Origin of the sequence: Saccharopolyspora phatthalungensis, from assembly GCF_014203395.1 — a bacterium.
Lineage (GTDB): Bacteria > Actinomycetota > Actinomycetes > Mycobacteriales > Pseudonocardiaceae > Saccharopolyspora > Saccharopolyspora phatthalungensis.
Genome location: NZ_JACHIW010000002.1, coordinates 440,160 through 463,966 on the forward strand (window position 1 = coordinate 440,160; position 23,807 = coordinate 463,966).

A 23,807-nucleotide genomic window follows, 5' to 3' on the forward strand; every position below is an offset into this window, starting at 1 on the left:
GTGATCGCGGACTTCCGGCGGGCGGACATCCCGGTCACCGCGGACATGTGCCGGACACGTGAGGTGCTGAGAGCGCTGGAGGCCGCCGTCCGGGACCTTCCCGCTGCCGATCCCAGGCGCGCCGACTTGCTGTTCGAGCTGGAGCAGACACACTACGTTCTCGTCCAGCCGAAGCACCACAGTGGACTCCGCGCCGAACTCGGCCGACAACGCCGCGGCCAGGCCGTGATCGGCGAGCAGCACGGGATCAACGCCACCGCCAGCGCCGTGCACAGCAACCGGGACTCCCGCCGCATTTCCGGCGTGGGCCCGGCGCGGGAGTGATGCCGTTGCACGACGAAGCCGACGATCGGCACGAGCACGCCGAAGAAGATGACGAAGCTGATCGTGTGCGGGTAGTCGGCGGTCGACAGCGCCAGCAGGCCGAGCACTCCGGCGACGGCGACGCCCACCGCGACCCGGGCCAGCCACGATGTCGGGCCGATCCGGTCCCACCTGCCGGTCGGGAACAGCACGAGCGCCAACGCGTAGGCGACACCGCCGACGCCGTGCAGCAGCAGGACATGCCACCAGCTGATGTTGACGTCAAAGGCGGCCTGCACCGCGGCGACCGAAGCGTGCGCCTGGGGGTTGACCGCGCCCGCTGTGGCCACGAGCGCGATCGTGAGCAGCCGGGTGGACAGGTCCCGCCGCCCCGACCACCACAAGGCGGCGGCCACGACCAGGTTGAGCACGCTCAGCAGGTAGTCCAGGACCGCCTGGCCCGCGGGCACGCTGTGCTGGGCGCCGGCCAGCAGCCCGTCGGCCAAGCGGTTGTTAGCCAGCAGGAGCAGTTCGTGGAAGCCCGTCCAGTACTTCCGTGACGGCGGCCAACGCGCCCACTACGAGCCATCCGGCCGTCAGCACGACGAACGCGACAAGCACGGCTTGCAACGCCGCGCCGCCGCTTCGCCTTGCCGCGTGATCCGACATGGCCGCCCCCTGCGTGCAGTGTCGCCCGACCATGAGCCGGACGACCGGGCCGGACGCCCCCTCACGCCGTGCCGGACTTCCCGGCGGTGAGCAGCACAAGGGGCAACTCGTCCCAGTCCGCAAAGATCGGCTTGACAAAGGCAAAACGGCACGTCACTGACCAGATGCGATCAAGGACGGACTTTGCCAGACTAGCACGCATGTTCGAATTATTGCGTGCGCAACTTTACTTGCGCCGCACCCGCACGTCCGGTCCCGCCCGGCTCACCCGCTACGCACGCGTTCGGCGCGGTCGCCACCGCTGCGTCGACCGTCGGCAGGGCTGAGGACCGTGGTCACGCAACGACAGCTCCACCAACGCCGCGCCGACCACGATCTCATCGCGCTGGCCGCCGAAGCGGTCCGCCGCCACGCGCGCCGACAACAGGCCGAAAGCGCGATCGGCCGAGCACCGATCGTGCCGGGCGACCGCTACGTGCTGGTTGGCTTCCTCGACGAACTCGCCCTCGCCGCCGGCCGCGGCGAACTGCCCGCCGACGTCCGCCGGGTCGGACTGGAACTCTGCGAGAAGCTGATCGCCGAAGCCCGCAACCAGATCTGAAGGCGCCGAATCCCTTTCATACCGTGCGGCCGGGCGAATCACGGTCGGCCCTCTTCGGCTGGTGCGGTGAAGCGGGCGACGTAGCGCTTCTGCCAGGGAGTCTCGACTGCGTGCCGGTCGTAGTGCCGCCGGATGAAGGCAACCGCCCCAGCCGGCGGCACTCCGTCGATAACCGCCAGGCAGGCCAGGGCCGTTCCCGTCCTGCCACGGCCTCCGCCGCAAGCGACCTCCACGCGCTCGGTTGCGGCACGTTTCCACGCCTCATACAGGACTTCGCGTGCGCACCTCCGGTCGGCGGGCAGCCGGAAGTCAGGCCAGCGCAGCCAACGGTTCTCCCACTCGACCTTCGGTGGCGTCTTGCCGAGCAGGTAGACGGCGAAGGTCGGAATCTCTCCGGGAGGAAGCGGCTTGCGCAAAGCACGTCCCCTGACGCGACGTCCTGATGGCAGTTGAAGCACCCCGGCTCCGCCTAGGCCCCACGAGTCGTTCACGCCGCCACCCTATGCACCAGCAGCGCTCGGCACGGTCCCCCGATTCTGCGAAAATGCCTCAGGTTCGGCTTCAGGCCGCTGCCTGCAGCGACATGTTGTACGCGAGGGTGCCGCGCGCGTGATGCAAGCTGCGGGCCAGCGACGCGGCCTGGTCCCGGGCCTGCGCCAGGTGTGGCCCGACGGTCGCCCAGCTGGCAAGGTCCTGTTGAGCCCTTTCGGCAACGCGGCCGACCAACTCTGCGATCGCGGCGAGGTCGGCGAGCACGGCGACCGGGTCACCGGCCGCGACGGTGTCGATGGCGCCGAGCGCGTCGCGGGCGTCGGTGCTGTGCTGGTGCGGGTTCATGTCGGTCGCCCCCTCGGCTTCCCGGCGTTTTCTCGATGCCGCAATGCTCCCGCGCACCCCTGACAGTCCTCGATGGAGCACTCCCCCCGAACCGCCGGTGCCGGACCACCGGATGCGGGGTGGGGGATGCCCCACCCCCGCGCCCCTGCGGCGCTGATCTCGGTTCCGTGACCGGGTCGCCCGCGTCGGGCCGATCGACTCCAAGGGAATGACACCCTTGATCAAATTGGTACTCAGCGGCCACCAGGCGAGCACTCCGTGTCCGATCAGGTTGACGGTCGTCGTAGCCCGCGATCAGCGGCCGCGGGACAGAGCCGATCAGTTCCCGTTCGCAGAACCTGTCGTGCTCATCGGCGGTGGCGGCTAGCTCCCCATCCACCCGGGACATCGAGAACGTGGCGCACCCGCGGTCCGGCGCGGATCGTGACCGAACGGTCCACTGTGGATCAGTTAGGTCCGGGGCATCGGGATCTCCATGCGCTTGCCGCCCCGCGGTCCGTGCTCGATGTACTCGGCGGCGAACCGCATGCCCGCCTGGTACGCCTCGACCCGCGCGCGGCCGATCTCGGCCTCGATCTGCTCGGGATGCAACTCCTCGGCCAACGAATGCACCTCCGCCAGGCGCCGGCGGATCTCGTCATCCATGCCGGTTCCGTCCTTCCTCCTCGGTTCCACAGATCCTCGCGGCTACCGACGAGTTCCGCACGATCGGGTGGCGCGCGGCGCGAAGCTAGACCGAAAGGCCACTTCGCAACGCGGCGAGCAGTTCCCCATCGGGTGTGTCGCCGCCGAGCTCCCAGGCGGCCACACCGCCGAGGCCGCGCGTGGCGACCCAGGCCGCCTTCTCGGCCATCACCGCGGTGTCGTCGACGGAGAAGAACCGCTTTCCGGCCGGGTCGTACTTCCAGGCACCCATACCGCTCCTGCGATGCATCTGGCCGGGCACGCTCCGCAGCCCACGGTACGTGGGCGGGTCGCCGATGCCGACACCCGGTTGCCACAGGCCGTCGCCGGAGCGACCCGGCTCGACCTCGGTCCACCCGTGACAGTAGAACGGGATGCCCAGCAATAGGTTTCGAGTCCGGGCGCGCTTGGCTCGCCAGGCGGCCACGGCCCGGTCGCACGTGAACCAGGTCCGGTTCGGCGCGTCGGAGGACAGCGCTGAAGCGAAGTTGGTCGTGGATTCCCACGGGCCGTGCAGGTCGTAGCCCTGCACCACGACGAAGTCGAAGTCGCCCAGTTGCGTGCGGTCCCAGTGCGCCGCCAGCTCCTCGGCGGCGGGCACCCATGCGGTCAGGAGGAACCGCCGCCCGGACTCGGCGGTCAGCAGGTCCAGCCGGCAGCGGAATTCCGCCACCAGCGCGGCCAGGTTCGCCTCGTCGGCGGCCTGGGGAAACTCCCAGTCCAGGTCGATCCCGTCGAAGATACCGGCGGCGGCCCCGACCGGGAGCCCCGGCACGTTGCCGCGCAGGAACAAGTCGATCGCGGAGGATATGAATTCGTCTCGCGATTTCGCCGTGGCTGCCTGCGGGAACCGACCCGACCAGTGGGGGCCGCCGATGGCCACCGATATCCGCAGCCTCGGGTACGCGACCTTCAGCTTCCGCAGCTGGTTCAGGTTGCCCCGCAAGGGCTGGCCCGGATCATCGGCGACGCCGTCCACCGAATCGACCGCCGGAAACGGCATCTCCGCATCGGCCCATGGGTCGCCGAGCACGACCCGGAGGCCCGCCGAGATGTTGGCGAAGCAGTACACCAGGTGGTCCAGGCGCGCCGCCGTGCCGCTAATGCGCGCATCCCGCGCCGTGTAGCGGGGGCGGTCGGCGGACCCGTAGACGCCCCACGACGTGAAGTACCCGACGGTGCGTCGTCGCCTCCGATCCACCATGACCGATCATCGAGCTCCCAAGCTGCCGTCCGTTCGCCCGCCGCGCCACAGATTCTCCGCCATTGCCGCGAACGGCGCAGCACGCGAATATGGCCAGCGTCAAGTAATCCGGCATTCATCGACGCGTGGAGGAGGAACCGAGAGGTCACGGCCGTAGAACCGGCGGGCGCAAGGGCGGCGTCCAATCCGCCCCGAGAACTCCGCACCGAGAGGACTTTCATGAGCGAACTGGGAGCTCGGTCCTTGGAGCAGGTTGTCGACACGGCGCGCTACCCGCTGTCGGATCCGGACAGCGCCGCACGGCAGGCTGCGGTCCGCCAGGCCCGGCACGCCCTCCGGCAGGACGGATGCAGCGTGCTGTCCGGCTTCATCCGCTCGTCCCGGCGGGACGACCTGCGCAGGGAAGGTGCCGAAATCGCGCCGCTGGCGCATTACGACGTCGAACTCGTCAACGTCTACAACACCGACACGAATGCCGTGCTGCCCGACGACCATCCCGCTCGCACCACGATGACGCGCGGCAACGCGTTCGTGGCCCGCGACAACATCCCGCAGCGCTGCATCATTCAGCGGCTCTACACCAGCCCGCTCTTCCAGCGCTTCGTCGCCGACTGCGTCGAGCTGCCCGAGATACACGAGCTGGCCGATCCGCTGGCCGGGCTCTGCCTCAACGTGGTGCGCCCCGGCATGGATCACCCGTGGCACTTCGACACCAACGAGTTCGCGGTCAGCATGCTCACCCAGCAACCGGAGGCGGACGGGATCTTCGAGTACTGCCCCAACATCCGGTCCGCGCAGGCGGAGAACTTCGCCGACGTCCGGGCGGTGCTGGACGGTCGCGGCGAGCACCTGATCCGGCGGCGCACGCTGCGACCCGGCGACCTCCAGCTTTTCAAGGGCCGCTTCTCGCTGCACCGGGTGACCACCGTGCAGGGCCGTGCGGCGCGCCATTCAGCGATATTCGCCTACAGCGAGCGCCCCGGCGTGATCGGCAGTGTGGCGCGGACCAAGCAGATCTTCGGCCGAGTACTGCCCGAGCACCTGGCCGCCGAAGGACGAGAGGTGCGGGGCGACCAGCTGCTGGACTAAGGACATTCGACCGATCGAGAGAGCCGAGAGGAGCACCGTCCATGCAATTCGATGCCACCGGCAAAGTCTCGCTCGAACAGATCTACACGCAACCCGACCCGCGCCCGTACTTCGGTACTTTGCGCGAACTCGAATACCGCATCCCGCAGCTCGCCAAACCGCATTTCCTGAAGCTGATCCAGGAATACCGGCACGCCACCGGGATCGACGTGCCGACCGTCCTGGACATCGGCTGTTCCTACGGCATCAATGCCGCCCTGCTGCGATGCGACGCGACGATCGACGAGCTCTACGCGCACTACTGCGGCGCTGACGCACCGGACCGCAGTGGGCTGCTGGCCAGAGACCGGGATTGGATCAGTTCGCGCAGGCAGCCGAAAAGGATCCGGTTCGTCGGCCTCGACAACTCGAAACCGGCCCTCTCGTACGCGCTCGCGGCCGGGTTCATCGACGATGCGGTGCACGCCGACCTGGAAGAACATGCCCCCACCGAGCAGCAACGCGAACAGCTCGCCAAGGTGGATCTGGTCATCTCGACGGGCTGCATCGGCTATGTCGGCGAAAAAACCCTCACAAGAATCGCGGACGCAAGCAATAAGCCGTGGATGGCGCATTACGTGCTGCGGATGTTCCCGTTCGGCCCGATAGCACGGCGACTGGCAGAGTTAGGATACGAGACCGGGCCGACCGTCGGCCTATTCAAGCAGCGCCGCTTCGTCTCCCCGCAGGAGCAGTCGTTGGTGCTGGACACGCTGTCGGCCGTCGGAGTGGATCCGAGGGGCCTGGAAGCCGACGGCTGGCTTTACGCCAGGCTGCACATCTCCCGCCCGCGAAACCGACCAGCAAGTTATGGAATTCGAGGGTGACAGTGAACAGCACTCAAGCGTGGTCCACCCGCACCTTCGGCAACGAGGACCGGCTGCCCCGCGTGCCGTTGCCGACCTTGGAGCGCAGCTGCGAACGGTTCGTCGAGTGGTGCGCGCCGCTGCTGAGTGCGGACGAGCTGGCCACCACAGAGGCCGCGGTGTCCAGGTTTCTGCGCCCGGACAGCCCGGCCCGCGCCCTGCAAGCAGCGCTGGAGCAGTACGACGCCGAGGAGGGCGTGCGCAGCTGGCTCGACGCTTTCTGGCCGTACCGATACCTGGGCCGCCGCGACCGGATCGCACTCAACGCGAACTTTTTCTTCCTGTTCAAGGAAGCGGCGCAGGAGCAGGTGGAACGGGCGGCCGGACTCGTCGCCGCAGCGGTCGACTACAAACGACTGCTCGACGAGGAACGCATCCCGCCGATCGTCCAACATGGACAGCCGCACTCGATGGAGCAACAGAAGTTCCTGTTCTCCACCACCCGCATACCCGGCCCGGTGCAGGACACGGTCCGCGCGCCGTACTCCGCGGAATGGCCAGGACCGTCCCCGGCCCGCCACATCGCCGTTTTCTTCCGAGGCAACGTGTTCCGCATGGAGGTACTCGGCCCGGACGGGCAACCGAACCCGCATGCCGATCTCACGGGCGGCCTGCGCGCGATCATGAAGGCCGGTGCGGTGCGGGCCCCGACGGACACGGCCGTCGGCCACCTGACCACCAAGGCCCGAGCGGAGTGGGCCGCCAGTCGGCAGGCGCTACTAGCCTGCGACCCCGGCAACGCGGACGCGCTCGACGCGATCGAGACCGCGCTGTTCTGCCTGTGCCTGGAGGATTTCTCGCCCAAGGACACCAAGGATGCTTGCGACCGGCTGCTGCACGGCGACAGCGGCAACCGGTGGTTCGACAAGGCCGTGTCCCTGGTCGTCTTCGGAGACGGCACGGCCGGTATCAATGTGGAGCACTGTTGCCTGGACGGGACCACGATCCTCAACTTCGTCGACACGCTGCTGCACCATGCGCCCGAGGCCGGGCACGAGTCGCGGGGATTATCCGCCGTGGATGCGATCGAATTCGCGCTCGACGCCGACCTGCGCGCGGATGTCCAGGCAGCGGCCACGTCGTTCGCGGAGCACGTCGACGAAACGGCCACCACTACCCTATGGTTCGAGGACTTCGGGGCGAACCGGATCAAGCAGCTGGGCATGTCACCTGACGCTTTCGTGCAGATGGCGTTCCAGCTAGCGCACAAGAGCACCAAGGGCCTGACGGGCGCCACCTACGAGTCCATCGCGACCCGCCAGTACCAGAACGGACGCACGGAAGCGATGCGTGTCGTCACGCCCGAGGTGCTGCGCTTCGTGGCCGCCATGGATGACCCCGAGGCGGACGCGGCGACTCGCCGCGCGGCGTTTCGCGCCGCCGCGGAAAAGCACGTGGCGCGCGTGAAAGAGTGCCAGGTGGGGCAAGCGCCCGAGCAGCACTTGTTGGAGCTACAGCTGATCCAGCGGCGGCGCGGCGCGGAACTGGGCGCTAGCGAGCCGCTCGATCTGTACGAGACGCCGGGCTGGCTCACGATGCGCAACGACTACCTGAGCACCAGCTCGGCACCGTCGACCAACATCCGGTACTTCGGTTTCGGCTCGACCAGCAGCCAGTGCATCGGCGTCGCCTACGTGCTGCTGCCGGACCACTTCAACCTCTACCTGAGCACGCCACGGCCGGTGGCCGACGAGATGTTCGGCTTCGCCGCGAACCTCACCCAAGCGGTCCGCGAACTCCAAGAACTCCTCGCCGCCGAGTCCACCGAGGGCTTGCCACGGTGACTCGACGCTGCTCTCGGCTCTATCACAGTGGTCTGGCTGGGTGATGTGCGGCTGTCGATTGCCGCCGCTGTTTGTGTAGGAGGGCCAGTACGGCGACCAGGATCGCACTGGCGGCCAGTGCGACTGCGGCTACGGTGAACCCGAGCTTGTAACCGTTGACTTGTGCGATGAGGCTATCGACGCCGGTGGCGAGGTCTGTCTGTTGTCGTCGTATGGCCAGGGTGGCCAGGATCGCTACACCCAGTGCGCCACTGAGTTGCCCGACGGTGTAGCCGACGCCGGAACCGAGCCCGGCATCCCGTTCGGAGACACCGTGCAGCATTGCGTTTTGCATGGCGGGGTTGGTGATTCCCATTCCGAGCCCGACAAGAATCATGGCTGGGAGCAGGTCCGCTACGTAGGATCCACCGACGCTCAGCCGACTGTACAGAAGCGCCCCCAGGCAGCAGCAGGCAAGCCCGGCCGAGGCGGCAGCCAGGGGGCCAACGCGAGTGGTGAGCCTGGCCGAGGCCGCCAGGCCCGGCAGGATCATCAGGCAAAGAGGCAGATACGCCAAGCCCGCAGCCACCGGGGAGTATCCCAGGACCTGTTGCATGTGGAGGGTGGCAAGGAAGAACATCGCCGTGGTGGTGGAAACCAGGAACGCCGCGGAGAAGTTGCCCATGAGGCGCACTGGATTGGCAAAAAAGCGCAGGGGGACCAGCGGTGCGGCGATCCGTGACTCGACCAGGACGAAACCGGCAATAGCGGTCACACCAACGAGAATCGGTCCGAGAGATCCCGAAGGCTGATGGCCGGCCTCAACCAGCCCGTAAACCACGCAGCCCAGGCCCCCGGTGATCAGGACAGCGCCGACCAGGTCGAGCGAGCTGCCGGGCTTCGCGCTTGCCCTTCGGCCCATTCCGACCAGGCGGGGCACCAGAATCAGCGGCACGAATGCCAGCGGCAGGTTGATGAAGAAGATCCACCGCCAGTGGATAAGACTGGTCAGGATGCCGGAAAGGACGACACCGGCCGTGGCGCCGACACCGGCCAGACCGCCCCAGATCGCGAACGCCTTGGCCCGCTCGGTCGGCTCCGTGAACAGCAGGGCGACCAAAGACAGCGCCGCAGGGGAGGCGAATGCCTCGCCGGCGCCTTGAATGAGGCGGCCTGCGATGAGCATCTCGATGCTCACGGCGGCACCGCTGACCAGAGAGCCAAGAGCGAACAGTGCGGTTCCGATTAGGAATACGCGGCGACGACCTGCGAGGTCAGCCACCCGGCCGCCGAGGAGCAGCAATCCGCCGCCCGCGAGCAGGTAGCCGTTGACGACCCAGGTGAGCTGGCTGGCGGTGGCGACAAGGTCCCGTTGGATCGAGGGAAGGGCGACGTTCACGATCGTGGTGTCGACCAACACCATGAACTGCATGACCCCGAGCACCGCAAGAGCGCGCCACCGATGTGGTTCTGGTGTCTCCCCCATGTACGGAAACTCCTAACTGCTGCGGAAAACCGGACGCTTCCTGATGCGTCGGTTATACTAGGGAGCGGCCTCAATGAGCGTGAATGGGCATAGCGTTTCCGGTCTTATCAACCGGGTGAGTCGCAAATCCGCCGAAGAGAGCAGGGTCTCGAAGTCCGACAGGGATCGCTCCGCTCCGCCGAAACTCACCAGCATGTGAAGATCGCTCAGGTAGGCCAGTCGCAGCGCGTCGGCGGGATCCTCTGCGGTCGGCGGGAGAGCTACCTCCAGGATCAGCAGCCTGGAGGTAGCGCCCATGACCTTGCGGCAGTTGGCCAAAATCGTGACACTGCGCTGGTCGTCCCAGTCGTGGATGATGCTTTTCAGTAAGTAAAGGTCGCCGCCGTCAGGTATCGAGGCGAAGAAGTCACCGGTCCGGATTTCGCACCGTTCCGCCACATTGGCTTGCTTAAGAATCGTCCTCGCGTTCTTGACGCCCTCGGCGGTGTCGAAGAGGACGCCCCGTATGCCTGGGTGAGCGCTCAAGACCCCGGCCAGCAGGGTTCCGTTGCCACCTCCAACATCGACAACGGTCGAGTACCGGGAGAACTCGTACTCCGTGGCCAACTCGGCGGTCAGGCTCCGGGTGCCCTGGCTCATGGCTTCGTTGAACAGGGTCGACAGCTCGGGTCTGGCGGTCAGGTAGTGAAAAAGGTCCACGCCGAAGACGCGGTCGAATGCGGGACTTCCGGTTCGCAAGCTGTGGCGCAGCTGTGTCCACGCCTGTCGGAAGATCCCGCCGCCCTGGGCAACGAAGGCATACAGCGAGTCTGGGGTGTCGGTCCGCAGTCGCTTTCCCGCCGGGGTCAGGAAGAACCGGTCGGGCTCGGCCTCGACGAGCAGGCCCACTGCGGTCAATGCCCGGAGCAACCGGCGCATGGAGGGCGGGTGCGTATCCGTCTGGGCCGCTACCTCGGCACTGCTCAGCGGTGTCGAGCCCAACAGGTCGGCCAGCCGTAGCTCGATCATCACCTCCACGAGCTCGGAGTTGATGTAGCTCCAGGTCAACTCCAGTAGTGTCCGGTGGCTGGTGAAGTCACGGGAAGACTGCGTCCCGCTCCTATTCGTCTCGGTCAAATCCCCAACCTCCGCACACTCACGAGCGCGCTCCGCGCTGAGGCTGTCGCACCATGCTCCAGGTCAGTGGCCCGCCTTCCGGCAAGGCGACTTCAGCGGTGACCTCGAAGCCGAGGCGCCGGTAGATGGCAAGGTTGCGCTTGTCGGAAGTCTCCAGGTAAGCGGGCACTCCAGCCTGGTCGGCCTGGTCCAAACCGGGGCGGAGGACCGCGCTGCCCAGCCCACGCCCCTGCAACTCTGGGTCGACGCCTACGGTGGCCAGGAACCAGACAGGCTCGGTCGGCCGATGTGGCCCCAGGGTCTGCTCTGCCTGGAGTGCGGCCTCGGCTCGTTCTCCGGCAAGCGTGGCCATTCGTGGCGCGAGTTCGGCGAAGGCGGCGCCGACTCCGGTGCTTTCTGGGGTAGTCCAGACCGCGACCGCGTCGCCGTCGTTGACGATCCAGACTTGGCCGTGTTCCAGGCCGATCCGGTCTACCAGCAGCTGTTGGGCCTCCCCCACGCGCCGTTCGTGGTCGTCGGCGGAGAGGGTGTGCCGGGTGTAGGGGTAGTCGCGGAACGCGCGGGCAAGCGTGCGTACCGAGTCGGGGAGATCTGACCGGGTCGCTAGGCGCACGGATACTTCCTCGTTATCCATAATGGACTCCCTTGGTTGTAGGGGTGTTGCTGAGTACTGTCTATGGTCACTTTTCGTGGAGGTCCAAGAGATGGTATTCCATGACGCGCTGCACCTCGATCCGGCGAACCCGGCGTAACAACTCGACGCGCATCCCGGCTTTCGCTGCGAACTGGTCGAGCAGCTGCCGGTCGCCTAGGTCGGCGGTGCCGATCAGCAACCGCCCGCCCTCGGCCAGGTGGCATCGGGCGCCGGAGATGTAGGCTTCCTGGCCCTTGTAACCGGGATCGAATACGGCGCCGTGGAGTTCGGAGGACATCGGGAAGTCCTCTGCCACATAGGTCCACGGGACATTCCAGAAGATGGCGTCGTAGCGATCAGCCGGCTGAAGTGCCTGGAATAGGTCGCTGTGCAAAGCGCGCACGATGTCCTCCACCCCGTGGCGCCGTGCATTGGCCGCGGTGTTGGCGACGGCCCGGGGGTTGATGTCCACCGCCGTGACGTGGGCGCAGCCGGACAGCGCGGCGGTCACCGAGATGACACCGGTTCCTGAGCCGACCTCCAGGAAGGAGCCGCCCGGTGGGTAGGGCAGGATTGACGCCATCACCTCGGTTGCGGCGGTGATGGTTCCCGGGAACACGTCTCGGTGCAGGTCCCATTCCCGTCCCAGCAGGAAGAAGGAGTCGGGGTAATCCGGTTCGTCCATCGTTCGGGTGAGAACCTGCTCGGCGGCTTCCGGTTCTTCGCGAATGGCCATGGTTTCTCCTTGATGTTGTGCCGACCCAACCACAGATCACTCGGGGCGATCGTTCAGGCCGCTATGCCCTACGCGCTCCGGGCGTAATCGACGAGTGCTGAATGGTTTTGATAGATTTTTTGGAACGCCACGATGTAGTCGTCGATCAACGACTTGTCCTCCGGCCAGTTGTTGAAGGTCGGCAGCGAAAGCGCTTGGCGCTGGACCCGAGCGGCGTTGGAATCTGCCGCGGGTACGTTGGCGACCTTCGGGAGGCCGGGGAAGAGCGGGCTCTCTGCTTCGGAGTACAACGGCAGCGTCGCCAGGTCGGGGCCGGAGGGTGCGCCTATTTCCATGCCCTCGGCTCGCAGCGCCTTGATCAAGACTTCTCGTGTGATTGCGTCCAGGGAGTCCGGCAGGTACAGCGGCTTGTAGCCGTACCACGCGCCCATGTCGACGTCGTCGGCCACGTACGCGGGTTCGATGTAGGTCACCTCGCTCAGCCGCTCACCCAGGTACTGCAAGCATTTGTGGCGGTTCTCCTTGCGGGTGGGGAAGGCCGCCAGCGAGTGGCGGGCCACGATCGCGTTAAAGGGCGACATGCGCAGCTTGAGCCCGAACCCGGTTACCCAGTAGTCGCGCAGTCGACCGTCGATCAGGTCCTCGCGGCAGCGGTCGCGATAGTGCCCCAGCAGGGTCGCCCGGTCGTGAACCTCCGAGTCGTTTGTGACCAGGATGCCGCCTTCCCCGGCGTAGATCGCTTTGTTGGCTTGGAGGGAGAAAACCGCGGCGTCGCCGAAGGTGCCGCAGAGGCGCCCCTTGTACCGGCTCCCGTGGGCGTGTGAACAGTCTTCCAGTACCCGCAGGTCGTGGCGGGAGGCGATGTCCAGGATGGCGTCCATGTCGCACGGATGACCCCACTGGTGGACGGCAGTGATCACCTTCGAGCGTGGGGTGATCGCCCGCTCCAGGCCGGCCGGGTCTATACACCTGGTCCGCAGATCGATGTCGGCGAGAACGACCTCGCCATGAAGCGCGAAAACCGGGCTGAGCGCGGCGTGGTAGGTCAATGCGGGGCCCACCACCTCCGTGTCCTCGCGGACCCCGAGCGCGAAGTAGGCAGCCAACAGCGCACTGGTACCAGAGTTGAAGGTGACCGCCCACTGGACGCGGTGCTCCAGGAAACGCAGAAAGTCGTTCTCCAGTGCGCGGATTGGGCCGCTGCTGCCGCGGATGGAGATGTCGTCGTTGCGCTGGTCGGCCAGCTCGATCAGCTCGGGCTCGTCCGCATCGGGCGGCCAGATCTCGTGAGGCCGGGGCTTGGAAATCGCCGTGGGACCCCCCAGCAGGGCAAGTTCGTCGCGGACGTCGGTCATCGGCAGTCCTTTCGCTATGGCCATCTGTTGCGGGCAGAGGAAACGCCTGAACGCCTCAGCGGATCCACAGGTCTCGTCCGGCGAAGAAGATCCGGCCGAGCCCGACCGCGTAGAAGCGCAGCAGCATGGTGTGCCGGATCTGGGGTTCGCCGGTCCGGATCGCCAGGTCCACGTCGACGTGGCCGCGTGCGGGAACCCGGACCGTCTCGGGCTCCAGACGGAATTCGAAACCGTGCGGCTTGCCCCGGGTGATCCGGGCACCGAGGAGCAGCTTCAGGTCTTCGTCACCGGCATTGTCGATGGTGATCACCATGGTGGTGTCGCTCTGCGGGAGCAGCCTGTTGTCGCCCGCGACACTGATCCGCACTGACTCGTCCTCGGTGTCGCTGGTCGCCCCGCACACCGGACAACTGATCAGGTACCTACGCAGGTGCGGGCGAAGCAGGGAGCGGTTGACATAGCGGTAGACGACCTCCCCGCAGTAGCCGCAGGCCGCCGGGCAAGCGGCGGCCTCCTCAAGGGTGTAGGTGGGCCGATAGGCCTCGACGAAGTGGTACTCGCGGGTCTCGGTCAGTCGCAGCAGCGTTTCCAACAACAGCCGGTCCAGGTGGCCGCACCGGGCGAGGATGCGGTCGATTGACTTGCGCAAGTCATCGGACCCGGTCAGTTCGGACCCGGCGGTTTTGGCTCGCCGAGCCAGGACGGGAAGCTGGTTGGCCATTTCCCCCAGAACCGACCGGGCGCGCTCCAACTTGATGTCCAAACAGGACAAATTGTCGTAGCGTTCCATCGCGGCAGAAATTCGCTCGGCGTCACTGACCAGGCCTCGTTCGGCCACCACGAGTGTGCATGCCGTCTGGTGGCCGAGGAGGGGCCGTTCGGTGAAGCCCAACACGAAAAGGTTCGGTTCCCCGTCGATCTCGCCCACCGCGCTGTAGTAGGGCGGGTGACCACCGAATCCCGGCGACGGCCGGACCTCCAGCCGACCCCTTTGGTATGCGTGGATGAGGGCCGGGTCTTTCAACGGCATTCGGACGTAGGCGGGCAGGGCGGACTCGAAGTGCACAAGCATCTGTCCGTTGATCTCCTCGTGCCGCGCCGAGTCCGTTAGCGTGCTCGGCCCGGACGCATAAACCGCTTCAGGATCCCCCATCACGAAGACCGCGGGAGCGTCGATACCCCATCGGGCCAGATTCTCGTTGACTAGCTCGACAGCCTGCCCCACGCTCAGTCCCTCGTCTAGCAACCGGTGGAACAGTAGATTCTCAGCGGGGCTTCCGTCTTTGAGCAGCGGACTGGCGACGTAGCTTCCGGCCCAGCCATCGAGGAAGCGCTGGGCGACCGTGAACCGGTTGTGGGTGCCCAGCAGTTGGGTGCCCAACTTGACGGTCAGACAAGCATTGGCGAAGACCACCTGAGCGGGGATCTGCGCCGGATCGAACCTCCTGGACTCGGGGTACACACACTCGTATCCCTGCATGCAGGCCGGCAGGGGGCCTGCGGCCTTCCGAGCTACCGCGAGCTCTGCGGCGTTGTCGGTCAGACCACACAGCAGGTCGCTGGGGGTAAGCCGGAGGTAATCTTCGCTGCCGTGAGTGATCACGCTCAGGACCCGTTGTAGATCGCTTCGGCTACTCAACGCCTCGGGCTCCACGGCGCCTTGCGGGTAGCTCGTGAGTCGACCGTCCACCAGCGGCGAATCGCCTTTGAGCAGAGGTGCGATCAGGGTGTCGGCTTCGGCGGGCAAGCACGGGTAGATCAGGGTCTTGAAGACGAGTTCGCTGAGCTTGGCGACGGACTCAGCGGCTAATACACCGACTCGTAACCGTGGGAACGCGCGGTGAAGCCGGGCCAGGATGGCGAAGCCGAGCGCGGAAGACGGTCCGGCGATCGTCAGGTAGCGTGCGCCGCGGTGGCGGCGCACCAAGTCGAGGATTTGTTCGGTGGTGCGTGCGGGTTCAAGAAAAGCCCTTTTAGCCAGCGCGAAAACCGCCGCGGGGTAGTGGAAGCCGTCCCTTGCCACACAGACCACCAGATGCTCCTGCCGGAGCTGGCTACGCTCGCGCAGGGCCTCGTGCGGAGGGGGGATGTCTCTTTCGCGGTGCTGAACATCGACCACGGGCAACCCGAGCTTTTTTGCAATCCGCCTGGGCCACAGGTGCCGATTTGTTGGATCGAAGACAGGCAGGTCGCGAGCGTCAAGTCGGTCGTGCGCTAGCGCATACGCGAGGTAGTCCTCCAGCGTCCGTGTCAATCCGATGGTCATTTCACTAGTCCTCCGCTCACGGGTCCCTCTCGGGGCGGTCAGCACGCGTTGGCCAGCACTGACGGCCGGGGATGCGCATCGGGCCCGCCCTCATTGCTCTCGTAGGCGCGTTGGATGACCTGAACCGTGCTGAGCTGGCGCGCGAAGTGCTTGGCCCGGTATTCGCGGTCGTCGAGATGGCGCAGGTACCGCGCGATCATCCTGTCGACCATGGCCTCCTTGGAGATCGTCACCGTGACCCCGGCAACCCGGGTGCCCCCCGGCGAATACAGGCTCGCCTCCGTTGGGCTGATCTCCAGGGAACCGTCGGTGCCCAGAACGGTGAGTCGCTCGACCTTTTCGTGGTTGTGCCGGGAGACGCAAAGGGTGCCCGCAAATCCCTGGTACGGATAGGAGAAGTAGACACTGACCAGATCTTCGAGTCCTTGACGCCGCATCTCCTCGTAGCAGTGCAAGAAGGCCGCGCGGACCGAGACCGGACTGGCGAACAGGCCGGCGAGGATGTCAACGAGGTGATACCCCATGTCGAGCATGACCCCGCCCAGGGCCTTGTCGCTGTCGGCGCGCCAGCCGGAGGTCATCTTCGCAAGGTTGATGTGGTAGTCGTAGGCAAACCAGTACGGCTCTCCCGTGCGGTGGAGATTTCGGCTGGCGAAGTCGAATGCCGGGTTGAAGTTCCGCTGAACCAGCGTGTAGACACTCCGGTCGGCGGCGTCGGCCATCTTGACGAGGTCCCGCGCATCCTGCTCGGTAACGGCGAACGGCTTCTCCTTGAGGATGTGGACACCGTGCTGCAGTAACGCCCTGCAACCCGAGAAGTGCGTCTGATGTGGAACCGTCACCAACGCCACATCGAAGTCGAGGCACGCCAGCGCGTCCTCGAGGTTGTCAAAAAACGGCAGTCCTAGCCGCCCGGCCAACCGGGAAGCATCTGGCGCTATGTCGACCACACCGACGACGTCTGTATATCGATGCAGGATGGGCAAGTACTCTTGGCCCTGTTTCCCCGCGAATCCAACGACAACTGAGCGATGACGCACCTTTTCCCCCTAGGGCTGTATGCTCGCTACTCCGTCTCTCTTCGCTAGTGATCCGGTAGAACCCTGGTCCCGTCGGGATCAGTGACGGTGATATCCCGCCGTCGGGACGCCGGTACGCGATCGAGCCATTCGTGCGCCCTGGCGACAATCTCTCCGATGAAGGCACTGCCGGTTCGTGCCACGTTTTCTTCCAGCAAGCCGATTTCGCTGGGTCCGATCCACGAGAACTCGGTGTGCTTGTCCTGTTCCAGCCGTGGGGCGTCCAAGTCGCCCGCGACCTCTACCAGGAAGTCGAGTTCACAATGGACCTCGCCGTTGCCGTTCCAGGTCGATCGCCCTAGCAGGGCCAGGACCCGCCCCAGGCGCCATCCGGTCTCCTCTTCGATCTCGCGATCCAGCGCGCCTAGGACGTTCTCGCCGGGGTGTACGGAACCGCCCACTACATCCCAGCACCCGGGGAAGAGGGTACGGTTCTCCGAACGCCGCTGGATGAACACTCGGTCGCGTGCGTCTCGGATCAGCGCGCCCACGACTAGGCGGGGGCCGGCTGGCAGTGATCCGGTAGGCCCCTGGTCGAGAGGCGAGGTCATCGCCCACCCCCCGAAACGGTGGGCCGCTCGGCGTTGGAATAGTGCTCGAAGACGCGCAGGAACGCGTCGGCGTGAGCGCTGACTTTCGCGGGGTCGTAGCTGTCAGCGTTGTCGCACGGCAGGTGGTAGCAGCGGTCGTAGGACTCTCCCGCCAGACCACCCCAGCGGGCCGCCTCCTCGGCAGTCTTGCCTTCGAAGGAGCCACCGAACAGCCCGCCCATCGGGATGCCGGCTTCGGCGAAGGGCGCGTAGTCGGATCGGCCGTCCAGACACCATGTGCCCGGTTCGGTTCCTGTTGCCCGGAATGCACCGAGAAACCGATCGCGAATCGCCACGGAACCTGGTGGGGCGCCCCGGCCAGGCGCGAGGGCCAGTGCGTGGTCTCCTTCCGCGCTGCGGCATGGGGTATTGCTGTCCAGGACGAACAGGCCACGGTTCGGGCCGCCGATCATCTCCAGGTTGAGGTAGAGCCCGATATTCGCCCGCTCCTGCGGTGAGAGGGCCTGAACGTAGTGTTTGGCTCCGACCATGCCGAACTCTTCGGCTGACCAGAACGCGAACACCAGCCGGTTACGTGGTGGGATGGGTGCAGTGGCCTGTCGAAGCGCGGCCTCCAACAACACGGCGGCGGCGATGCCGTTGTCGTTGATGCCGGGTCCGGTGGGCACGGAATCCAGATGCGCCCCGGAAACGACTGTCCGGCCCGGGTCTCCCGACGTGCTCTCGGCAAGCAAGTTCTCGGTGGAGCGCTGCTCGGTCAATGAGCGCAGCACCATGGTGACCTTGAGGTGCCGCTCCGCCACCCCCAGCAGCGCCTGGCCGGTTTCCGGACTCACGCCGCCGATCGGGATCTCTGCGGTCTCGGGTTCCCACAACCATCCGTACAGCTCGCCGGGGCGATCGTTGATGACGATCACTGCGGTAGCGCCGGCACCGGCGGCGACCGCCTGCTTCTGATCCAGCGTGCAGCCCCCGTTGAGGACGAGTGCGATTCGTCCTCGTGCCACCGCGTCGGCGTATGACTCCGCCGTGCACCCCTGCCGTTTGGCCTCGGTTCCAGTCACGGGAGCCAGTTCAGCGGTGGTGCCACCTGCGGGTGTCGAGGGCGAATAGCCGACCACGTTGATGCGATGGTGGGTCCCGCCTCCCACCGTGAGGTCGTATTCCAGCGCCTGGGTGTAGAGAAAGCCGAACCGCTGACGCGTGACTCGGTAGCCAACTTTGGCCAGCAGCGTCTCGAAGTAGCTGATTGATTGGTCGTATCCACGAGATCCCGCGGCCCGATGGCCATCGTTGTGATCGGCAAACGACTGCAGCGCCGCGACGTGTTCACCCACATGCCCCAATTCGATCCTGGTCGAGCCTGTCCCCGAATCGCCCGGGGTCGCGCGGTTGGACAGCATCACCACAGATGCGGACAGAGCGGCCACGACGACCAGGACGACAGCCGCCACGAGCGGAAATCTCCTCGGTCGAAAATGTTTCAACATCAAGCCCCCAATACAACGGGAAGGGCATGCAGGCCGTGGTGCGGCCCAAAGATCCGCCAACGCAACTGCTCGACGGGTATCGCCAGCCGCATATCAGGGAAGCGATCCACCACGCTGCGGAAGACGATCTGCGTCTCCAGTCGGGCCAGCGGAGCCCCCAGACAAAAATGCGGGCCGTGCCCGAACCCCACATGCGCGGGAGACCCTCGGCTCAGATCGAGGCTGTCAGCCGCTGGGAAGACATCCTCGTCCCGATTGGCGGAGTTCAGCACCAGTCCGACGATAGAGCCGCGCGGGATCGTCGTACCCGAGTAGCAGACGTCTTCGGTAGCGACCCGGAAGGTAGCCTTTTCCGCTGGGCCGTCATAACGGATCAGCTCGTCCACCGCGTGCGCGGTCATCTCTGGGTTGTGGCGTAGGAAATGTCGCTGCTCATCATGGGTCAGAAGGGCGAGCACAGCGTTGCCGATAAAGTTTGTCGTAGACTCCGTCCCCGCGATGAACAGCGCGGTCACCATCCCGATCAGCTCGTCGTCGTTGATGGTTCCCCGGTGGTGTGCGGCGACGAGTTCGTCGACCAGCCCGTGCTCCTCTGGCCTCTTGGATTCTCCGCTCTTCAGGCAGGCCCGTTTGCGCTCCAAGAGCTCCACGAAGTACGCGAAGAACTCCCCAGCGGCATCCGGCGCCGTCGGCAGCACGTCGATATAGCTGGGATAAGCCACGTCATCCCGCCAGGCCGTCACCGCCAGCGCCTCGGCCGGAGCCATACCCATGATCCGGCACATGACCAGTACCGGCAGCGGCTGAGCGAGCCGCGCAATGAGATCCACCGCGTCCTGACCAGGCAGATCGCCAAGCAGATCGTCGGTGAACTGTTGAATCCACGGCCGAAAGAACTCCACCGTCCGAGGCTGGAAAGCCTTGCCGATGACGTTCTTCAAGCGGCGATGGTCAGCCGCATCACTGTTCAGAAGATTATTGACAACCACTCGCCCATCGGGTGTCACGAGACCGGTCACCCGTGCACCTCGAAGCTGATCGGCCGCGTTCCGGGGATCCTTGGACAGGCGCGGATCACCAAGCGCCGCCCGGACATCCTCGTACCGCGTCAGTAGCCATATGCATAGACCGTCCGGCTGTTGGATCTGGTGCACCGGGCTGTTTTTCCGCAGCCATGCGTACCCAGGGTAGGGATCGGCGACAAAGTCGTAGCCAAAGAAATCCGAAGGCTCCATCATGAAAGTGATCCCTGTCGTGGGCCCCGCCCAAGGTTCGTGTCGACAGTGCCATGTATTGCCTGAGACGATGTCTTCACCCTTTCGGGCAATGGCATGCTTGCGAAACGACGTGCTGGAGATGCCATCGATAACCGCCTAGCAGAAAACTACGACACTAAGGGGGTACGAACCATCGACGAGCGAATGTGAACCCGTCTACTTTCCCCCAGCGGTGAAGACACTCCCCCAGTGATCTCCTGGCCCAGTGATCTCCCGACCCCGCCCCGGACGCCTATTTACGTTTTACCCCAACTACTTTTAGAGGCTAGCCCAACAACCAGTATGCGGCAACAAGAAACCTTCGATCGGAGCAGTTGGTTGCCTTTTCCCACTTTTCCCGGGGCGGCCAACCGTTCGGCGCTGGCCGGCAGTCCGACCTGATCTTGTCCGGCCACGCCTGCTGTTCGCGGCGCGCGGGCTGGCCTGTCCGTATCGGCAGCTCAGACCTGCAATGGGCCGCCCACAGCGGGCATCCCCGCGCTAGGTGTCACACCGTAGCACGAAAACGGGCTGAAATTGGGAGGATTCATCGTCGCTGAACTGATTTGCACTATAATGGAATCCTGTCGACTTGACGGTTCGCTACAACCGCAGTTCATCCATGAAAAATTCGCCAGTTCTGAGGCTCGGAAATGCTCTACGCACCGAGCGACCCGGGACAAGGCCCCGCCACAACGGCACCGTCAAACCACTGTGGAACATGCACGACCTGACCCCGGCAGGCCGCCCCGGGGGCTGGCACGAACAACTGAGCTACAAGTGATCTCGCACCAGGACGACGGTCTGCCTATCGCCGCTTGTCGGAGGCGGTCCACGCGCTTCACGGTGACTCTCAGATGTTCGTCCGTCTTGGCGAGTTCACCGGTTTCGCACTGACTCGCCACGACGCCAGGCCCGAGAGTCCGATGTGGACTCTCGGGACCGGACGACTCGCGGCGCCGACTTCGAAATACAGCGCGATCTCGCCGCCGTCTATCTGCACCACGTCCGCCGAAACGGCAATCACCGGAAAACTGGTGTCGTGGGTGGTGATGGCCGCTGGAACGACCACCACCACCCACAAACCGTGGTCAGCGCAGCGAAGGTCGCACCTCAGCCGTCGCCCCCACCATGTTCTTCAGGGCCGCCTCGACCTCGACATAGCCGCGCGTCTTCAGCCCGCAGTCCGGGTTGACCCACAGCCGATCCGCCGGAACGGCCGCCAGCGCGGCCCGCAGCAGGTCCGCGACCTCGGCCACCTCCGGCACCCGCGGCGAGTGGATGTCGTACACGCCGGGTCCCACGCCGCGACCGAAACCGACCGAGTTCAGGTCGTCCAGCACCTCCATGCGCGAGCGGGCGGCCTCGATGCTGGTGACATCGGCGTCCAGCGCCACGATCGCGTTGATCACGTCGCCGAACTCGGAATAGCACAGGTGGGTGTGGACCTGGGTGGATTCGGCGACGCCGCAGGTGGCCAGCCGGAACGAGGTCACCGCCCAGTCCAGGTACGCCTCGTGCTGCGCCGCGCGCAACGGCAGCAACTCGCGCAGCGCCGGTTCGTCGACCTGGATGACCCGGATACCGGCCGCCTCCAGATCGTTCACCTCGTCCCGGATGGCCAGCGCGACCTGCTTCGCGGTGTCGGCCAGCGGCTGGTCGTCCCGGACGAACGACCACGCCAGGATCGTCACCGGACCGGTGAGCATGCCCTTGACCGGCTTCTCGGTCAGTCGCTGCGCATAACTCGCCCATTCGATCGTGATCGGCTTCGGGCGGGAGACATCGCCGAACAGGATCGGCGGCCGCACGCACCGCGACCCGTAGGACTGCACCCAGCCGTTGTCGGTGCTGGCGAAGCCGTCCAGGTATTCGGCGAAGTACTGCACCATGTCGTTGCGTTCGGGTTCGCCGTGGACCAGGACATCGAGCCCGAGTTCTTCCTGGAGGTGGATCACCCGCTCGATCTCCTCGCGCATCCGCTGCCGATAAGTCGCCTGGTCGATGCGGCCGGCGCGCAACGCGGCCCGCGCCTTGCGGACGTCGGTGGTCTGCGGAAACGATCCGATCGTCGTGGTCGGCAACGGCGGCAGGCGCAAGGACTTCTGCTGGGCGGCGCGCCTGTTCTCGTAGTCACTGCGCGTGGTGTACTCCGGCCGCATTGCCTGCAGCCGAGCCCGCACGCGATTGTTGCGCACCCGGTCGGCTTGGGCGCGGTCGGCGACGGCCGCACGGGCCGCGGCCAGTTCCTCGGCCACCGCGTCGCGGCCTGCCTGCAACGCCCGGCCGAGGACGACCACTTCGCGGACCTTCTGCTCGGCGAAGGCCAACCAGGATTTGACCTGCGGATCGAGATTCTCTTCTGCCTCGACGTCATACGGCACGTGCAATAGGGAGCACGACGTGCTAACGGCAACCTCGCTTGCCGAGCCGAGCAGCGTCGCAGCGGTCGCAAGCGCCTTGTCGAGATCGGTGCGCCAAACATTGCGCCCGTCGACCAGCCCGGCTACCAAGGTCTTGTCCTGCAACCCGCGGACCGACGACAAGGAGTCCACTGTCGACGTCCCGGCGACCAGATCGACACCGATGGCCTCGACCGGGCTGGAGGCCAGCACCTGCAACGCCGCACCGAGATCGCCGAAATAGCCCGCGACCAACAGGTTCGGACGCTCGCCCAGAGCACCGAGCCGCTGGTAGGCCTCGCGCAGCGCATCCAGCTCCGGCTGCGAGCGGTCGGCGGCGAACGCGGGTTCGTCCAGTTGCACCCACTCCACGCCGGCTCGGTACAGCTCGCCCAGCAGCTCGGCGTAAGCGTCGAGGAGCCCAGCCAGCTTGTCCAACGGCCGGAACGCCTCCGGAGCTCCGGCGGCGGGCTTGGACAGCAGCAGGAAGGTCAGCGGGCCCACCAGCACCGGGCGGGTGGTCACGCCCGCTTCGGCGGCCTCCCGGTACTGCTCCACCGGGGTCCGGTCGGCCAGCGAGAAGCGCGTGTCCGGACCGATCTCGGGCACCAGGTAGTGGTAGTTGGTGTCGAACCACTTGGTCATCTCCAGCGGCGGCATCGACTCGACGCCGCGCGCCATGGCGAAGTAGGTGTCCAACGGGCCCAACCCGAGCTCGGCGTAGCGCGGCGGGACCGCACCGAAGGTGACCGCGGTGTCCAGCACCTGGTCGTAGAACGAAAAAGTGTTGCCCGGTACCGAGTCCAGGCCCGCATCCCGTAGCGCGCGCCAAGAATCGAGCCGCAGTTCGCGCGCGACCGCGCGCAGTTCCGCTTCGCCGGTGCGGGACGACCAGTAGCTCTCCAATGCGCGCTTCAATTCCCGGTTGGGGCCGATCCGGGGGTAGCCGAGTACGGTCGATCCGATCTTGCTGGTCAAGGCCCTCTCCTCGCGAGCTCGACGACAAATGCCCCGAGGTCAGGGAAAGAGCAGGCGAACCGGCAGGCGCCGCGCGACACGGGCCGGTCGTCCGCCAGGCCCTCCCGCGAGACCTCGGACCGCGCGCACCACTCGGTGCGCGCACCGGTGGCAGGTCTTCGGACTCGCGGGCAGGTCCCGGCCGTTGCCGGGGTTCCTACTGGCCGTCGCTTCCCAGGCACGCGTGCCCAGTGCTGCGCCCGGTCTGCTCAGACCGGGGACGGCGGTCGTTCCCACTCACCGCTGCGGGGCAGTCCCGGACTCGCACCGGGTTCCCTCTTGCCTCGCCCACCCGCGGATGCGACTTCAGTCGCGCTTGGGGCGGACGAACCACCAGCACAACGGAGGCTACCGACTGCAAGGC

Annotated in this window: 21 protein-coding genes and 1 riboswitch; of the genes, 4 read left to right on the top strand and 17 right to left on the bottom strand. The window is 66.1% G+C overall.

Annotation, left to right across the window (positions count from 1 at the left end):
* Positions 1–152: 152 nt before the first annotated feature.
* Positions 153–809, bottom strand: coding sequence for a hypothetical protein (locus BJ970_RS29030; protein WP_184730136.1), 657 nt, complete (start codon positions 807–809; stop codon positions 153–155).
* 494 nt (positions 810–1,303) lie between these two features.
* Between BJ970_RS29030 and BJ970_RS29035 the strand changes: the two genes are divergently transcribed.
* Complete coding sequence (locus tag BJ970_RS29035; RefSeq protein WP_184730138.1) at positions 1,304–1,573, top strand: hypothetical protein; 270 nt, start codon at positions 1,304–1,306, stop codon at positions 1,571–1,573.
* A 38-nt stretch (positions 1,574–1,611) separates the two neighbouring features.
* On the opposite strand, the gene BJ970_RS29040 is transcribed toward BJ970_RS29035, so the two are convergent.
* From BJ970_RS29040 to BJ970_RS29055, 4 genes are all read right to left on the bottom strand, one after another.
* The gene (locus BJ970_RS29040) at positions 1,612–2,064 is read right to left on the bottom strand and encodes a phosphatase domain-containing protein (RefSeq protein ID WP_184730140.1); all 453 of its coding nucleotides are present in this window, start codon (positions 2,062–2,064) and stop codon (positions 1,612–1,614) included.
* Between the two features lie 70 nt (positions 2,065–2,134).
* Positions 2,135–2,467, bottom strand: coding sequence for a hypothetical protein (locus BJ970_RS29045; RefSeq protein ID WP_312864523.1), 333 nt, complete (start codon positions 2,465–2,467; stop codon positions 2,135–2,137).
* 393 nt (positions 2,468–2,860) lie between these two features.
* Positions 2,861–3,055, bottom strand: coding sequence for a hypothetical protein (locus BJ970_RS29050; protein WP_184730142.1), 195 nt, complete (start codon positions 3,053–3,055; stop codon positions 2,861–2,863).
* Between the two features lie 85 nt (positions 3,056–3,140).
* Positions 3,141–4,298, bottom strand: a complete 1,158-nt coding sequence (locus BJ970_RS29055) for a glycoside hydrolase family 18 protein (protein ID WP_184730144.1) — start codon at positions 4,296–4,298, stop codon at positions 3,141–3,143.
* Between the two features lie 219 nt (positions 4,299–4,517).
* Between BJ970_RS29055 and BJ970_RS29060 the strand changes: the two genes are divergently transcribed.
* From BJ970_RS29060 to BJ970_RS29070, 3 genes are read left to right on the top strand one after another with little or no spacing between them, the layout of a single operon-like run.
* Complete coding sequence (locus tag BJ970_RS29060) at positions 4,518–5,387, top strand: HalD/BesD family halogenase (protein ID WP_184730146.1); 870 nt, start codon at positions 4,518–4,520, stop codon at positions 5,385–5,387.
* A gap of 41 nt (positions 5,388–5,428) precedes the next feature.
* A complete protein-coding gene (locus BJ970_RS29065) occupies positions 5,429–6,253 on the top strand; it encodes a class I SAM-dependent methyltransferase (protein ID WP_184730148.1) in 825 nt (274 codons plus the stop codon).
* Between the two features lie 2 nt (positions 6,254–6,255).
* Positions 6,256–8,076 (top strand): choline/carnitine O-acyltransferase, encoded by a 1,821-nt coding sequence (locus tag BJ970_RS29070; protein WP_184732399.1) that lies wholly within the window; start codon positions 6,256–6,258, stop codon positions 8,074–8,076.
* 22 nt (positions 8,077–8,098) lie between these two features.
* On the opposite strand, the gene BJ970_RS29075 is transcribed toward BJ970_RS29070, so the two are convergent.
* The 12 genes from BJ970_RS29075 to metE form a co-directional block, all read right to left on the bottom strand.
* Positions 8,099–9,487, bottom strand: coding sequence for an MFS transporter (locus BJ970_RS29075; RefSeq protein WP_184730150.1), 1,389 nt, complete (start codon positions 9,485–9,487; stop codon positions 8,099–8,101).
* 111 nt (positions 9,488–9,598) lie between these two features.
* A complete protein-coding gene (locus BJ970_RS29080; RefSeq protein WP_184730152.1) occupies positions 9,599–10,657 on the bottom strand; it encodes a methyltransferase in 1,059 nt (352 codons plus the stop codon).
* Between the two features lie 19 nt (positions 10,658–10,676).
* Positions 10,677–11,291 (bottom strand): GNAT family N-acetyltransferase, encoded by a 615-nt coding sequence (locus tag BJ970_RS29085; RefSeq protein WP_184730154.1) that lies wholly within the window; start codon positions 11,289–11,291, stop codon positions 10,677–10,679.
* Positions 11,292–11,337: 46 nt separating this feature from the next.
* On the bottom strand, positions 11,338–12,027 hold the full coding sequence (locus BJ970_RS29090) for a methyltransferase (RefSeq protein WP_184730156.1): 690 nt from the start codon (positions 12,025–12,027) through the stop codon (positions 11,338–11,340).
* Between the two features lie 68 nt (positions 12,028–12,095).
* Positions 12,096–13,382, bottom strand: coding sequence for a DegT/DnrJ/EryC1/StrS aminotransferase family protein (locus BJ970_RS29095; protein WP_184730159.1), 1,287 nt, complete (start codon positions 13,380–13,382; stop codon positions 12,096–12,098).
* A 55-nt stretch (positions 13,383–13,437) separates the two neighbouring features.
* Complete coding sequence (locus BJ970_RS29100; protein ID WP_184730161.1) at positions 13,438–15,414, bottom strand: hypothetical protein; 1,977 nt, start codon at positions 15,412–15,414, stop codon at positions 13,438–13,440.
* Between the two features lie 272 nt (positions 15,415–15,686).
* Positions 15,687–16,688 (bottom strand): Gfo/Idh/MocA family protein, encoded by a 1,002-nt coding sequence (locus BJ970_RS29105; protein ID WP_184730163.1) that lies wholly within the window; start codon positions 16,686–16,688, stop codon positions 15,687–15,689.
* Between the two features lie 44 nt (positions 16,689–16,732).
* Entirely contained in the window at positions 16,733–17,278 is a 546-nt protein-coding gene (locus BJ970_RS29110; protein WP_184730165.1) for an NUDIX domain-containing protein, read from the bottom strand.
* Complete coding sequence (locus BJ970_RS29115) at positions 17,275–18,732, bottom strand: M28 family peptidase (RefSeq protein WP_184730167.1); 1,458 nt, start codon at positions 18,730–18,732, stop codon at positions 17,275–17,277. Before BJ970_RS29115 ends, BJ970_RS29110 begins: the two co-directional genes overlap by 4 nt.
* Positions 18,733–18,767: 35 nt before the next feature.
* Positions 18,768–20,006 carry a cytochrome P450 family protein gene (locus BJ970_RS29120; RefSeq protein ID WP_184730169.1) on the bottom strand — a complete coding sequence of 413 codons (1,239 nt, stop codon included), beginning with the start codon at positions 20,004–20,006 and terminating at the stop codon, positions 18,768–18,770.
* A gap of 871 nt (positions 20,007–20,877) precedes the next feature.
* Positions 20,878–21,102 carry a hypothetical protein gene (locus BJ970_RS29125; protein WP_184730171.1) on the bottom strand — a complete coding sequence of 75 codons (225 nt, stop codon included), beginning with the start codon at positions 21,100–21,102 and terminating at the stop codon, positions 20,878–20,880.
* A 13-nt stretch (positions 21,103–21,115) separates the two neighbouring features.
* Positions 21,116–23,404 (bottom strand): 5-methyltetrahydropteroyltriglutamate--homocysteine S-methyltransferase, encoded by a 2,289-nt coding sequence (gene metE / locus BJ970_RS29130; protein WP_184730173.1) that lies wholly within the window; start codon positions 23,402–23,404, stop codon positions 21,116–21,118.
* A gap of 132 nt (positions 23,405–23,536) precedes the next feature.
* Positions 23,537–23,793, bottom strand: a riboswitch (cobalamin riboswitch).
* Positions 23,794–23,807: the final 14 nt, after the last annotated feature.

Bases quoted from the DNA above. Each gene is read 5' to 3' on its own strand.
- BJ970_RS29050 (WP_184730142.1), bottom strand. From the start codon at position 3,055: ATGGATGACGAGATCCGCCGGCGCCTGGCGGAGGTGCATTCGTTGGCC.
- BJ970_RS29055 (WP_184730144.1), bottom strand. From the start codon at position 4,298: ATGGTGGATCGGAGGCGACGACGCACCGTCGGGTACTTCACGTCGTGG.
- BJ970_RS29060 (WP_184730146.1), top strand. From the start codon at position 4,518: ATGAGCGAACTGGGAGCTCGGTCCTTGGAGCAGGTTGTCGACACGGCG.
- BJ970_RS29065 (WP_184730148.1), top strand. From the start codon at position 5,429: ATGCAATTCGATGCCACCGGCAAAGTCTCGCTCGAACAGATCTACACG.
- BJ970_RS29075 (WP_184730150.1), bottom strand. From the start codon at position 9,487: ATGCAGTTCATGGTGTTGGTCGACACCACGATCGTGAACGTCGCCCTT.
- BJ970_RS29085 (WP_184730154.1), bottom strand. From the start codon at position 11,291: ATGGATAACGAGGAAGTATCCGTGCGCCTAGCGACCCGGTCAGATCTC.
- BJ970_RS29090 (WP_184730156.1), bottom strand. From the start codon at position 12,027: ATGGCCATTCGCGAAGAACCGGAAGCCGCCGAGCAGGTTCTCACCCGA.
- BJ970_RS29095 (WP_184730159.1), bottom strand. From the start codon at position 13,382: ATGACCGACGTCCGCGACGAACTTGCCCTGCTGGGGGGTCCCACGGCG.
- BJ970_RS29110 (WP_184730165.1), bottom strand. From the start codon at position 17,278: ATGACCTCGCCTCTCGACCAGGGGCCTACCGGATCACTGCCAGCCGGC.
- BJ970_RS29120 (WP_184730169.1), bottom strand. From the start codon at position 20,006: ATGATGGAGCCTTCGGATTTCTTTGGCTACGACTTTGTCGCCGATCCC.